Genomic DNA, 2,086 nt, shown 5'->3' on the forward strand with positions numbered 1-2,086 from the left:
CACCCCGCCAGTCTGCCACAGAGGCCCCGCGCGCCCGGGGGCATGCGGTTGGCCCCCTACGCACTCGGGTATCGCCACAGGGCACCCAACGACGATCGCCGAGGAGCAGCCCATGGCCGAGTCCACCGACACGACACCGCAGACCACTGGCCAGTCCAAGAGCCCCGCCCGCCGCGCCGAAGGCGAGGGCGACTACCCGCTGCGCAGCGACAAGGGCCTGACCTCCATCGCCGACGCGGTGGTCAGCAAGGTCGCCGGCATCGCCGCGCGCGAGGTCGCAGGCGTGCACGCGCTGGGCGGCGGCGTGGGTCGCGCGCTGGGCGCCATGACCCAGCGGGTGGGCATCGGGGGCGACTCGGGGGTCAGCGTCGAGGTGGGTGAGCGCGAGACCGCCGTGGACCTCGTGGTCGTCGTCGAGTACGGCGAGTCCATCCCCCGCGTGGCCGAGGGCATCCGCGACAACGTGAGCCGGCGCATCGAGGGGATCACCGGCCTGCAGGTCACCGAGGTCAACATCGCGGTCAACGACCTCTGGTTCCCTGGCGACGAAGCCGAGGAAGACGAATCCCAGTCGCGCGTGGCCTGAGGCCTCGGTGACCGAGGGACCGTCCCCGCCAGGCGCCGCGCAGGGGTCTCCGTCCCCGCCCGCACGCGTCGAGACATCCCCGCCGAAGGTGCAGGGGCCCCGCGACCGCCTCGCGCAGACGGCCGTCGATGCCGCGCTCGGGGTCGAGGGGGTCGCCGGGCTCGCTCCACCCACGCCGGGGCGCTCGTCGCTGGGTCCCCTGTTCGCCGGGATCGATGTCGTGGCCGAGGGCCGGGACCGCTACGGGCTGACCCTGCACCTCGCCGCCGACCTGGTGCCCCTCATCCCCGTGGCCGACGCCGTGCGCGATGCGGTGGCCACCGCCGCGCAGCGCGCCGGCCTGGGCGACGAGCTGGGCCGCATCGACGTGCGCTTCGAGAGCGTGGAGCCCACACGGTGATCCTGGCGCTGCGCGCGCTGGCTCGCGTGGTCGCCGTCCTGCTGCCCGCGGCGCTGGCCGTCGTGCTCGCGGCCGGCGTCGCCTCGCTGCTCGTGCGCCTGCTGCTGGCCGAGCATGGGGTCGACGCCGCTGCAGCGGGAAGGATCGTGCGCGCCTGGGGGACGCGGTCGGTCGCGCGGCTGCGCGAGGACCCCTACGCGGTGTGCTCTCTGCCCGGCGTGGGCTTTGCCACCGCGGACACGCTGGCCCGCTCGCTGGGCACCCCACCAGATGCACCCGGGCGCCTGCGCGCCGGCGTGCTGCACGCCCTGACCCAGGCCGAGGACGACGGCCACACCCACCTCCCGCGCAACGAGCTGGAGGAGCGCGCGCGGGCCCTGCTGGGCGCCGGGGCCGCAGAGGCCATCGACGAACTGGCGGCGCGCGCCGAGGTGGTGGTGGAGGAGGACCGCATCGCTGCGGCCGGCCTGCACGCTGTGGAGGAGTCGCTGGCCGGCCACGTGCGCCGCCTGCTCGACGCCGGCGCGGCGCTCAAGCTGCGCAAGGCACCCCAGCGGCCCACCAAAGGCTCCTTCGTGCCCACCGACGACCAGTGGGCGGCGGTCGAGCAGGCGCTCGACCGCCGGCTGTCGATCCTCACCGGCGGCCCGGGCACCGGCAAGAGCCAGACGATGCGCACCTTGGTCGACGCGGTACGCGCGGCGAGGCGTACCGCGCGCCTGTGCGCACCAACGGGCAAGGCCGCCCGCCGGCTGACCGAGCTGACCGGCGCGCCGGCCAGCACCATCCACCGCCTGCTGGAGTGGGTGCCCGGCGAGGGCCCCGCCCGTGACGCCGACACGCCGATCGAGGGCTGCGACGTGCTCATCGTCGACGAGGCGTCGATGCTCTCGGTGCGCCTGGCCGAAGCGCTGCTGTCCGCGGTCGGCCCGCGCACCCACGTCCTGCTCGTCGGCGACGTCGACCAGCTCGCCCCTGTCGGTGCCGGCCGCCCCCTGGCCGATCTCATCGCCTCGGGCGCCGTGCCGACCACCACGCTGACCGAGGTCTTCCGTCAGGCCGCCCGCTCGCTCATCGTCCACGCTGCCCACGCCGTCAAC

The 2,086-nt window shown here is 75.3% G+C and carries 3 protein-coding genes; all 3 read left to right on the forward strand.

Going from position 1 to position 2,086, the window contains the following annotated elements:
* Nucleotides 1-112 precede the first annotated feature (112 nt).
* Nucleotides 113-586 carry an Asp23/Gls24 family envelope stress response protein gene (locus KY462_16960; protein MBW3579389.1) on the forward strand — a complete coding sequence of 158 codons (474 nt, stop codon included), beginning with the start codon at nt 113-115 and terminating at the stop codon, nt 584-586.
* A gap of 7 nt (nt 587-593) precedes the next feature.
* A complete protein-coding gene (locus KY462_16965) occupies nt 594-986 on the forward strand; it encodes a hypothetical protein (GenBank protein ID MBW3579390.1) in 393 nt (130 codons plus the stop codon).
* On the forward strand, nt 983-2,086 hold a 1,104-nt coding region (locus tag KY462_16970; GenBank protein ID MBW3579391.1), incomplete at its 3' end, for an AAA family ATPase. The genes KY462_16965 and KY462_16970, both read left to right, overlap by 4 nt.

The sequence above is a fragment of the Actinomycetota bacterium genome, assembly GCA_019347675.1.
Lineage (GTDB): Bacteria > Actinomycetota > Nitriliruptoria > Nitriliruptorales > JAHWKO01 > JAHWKW01.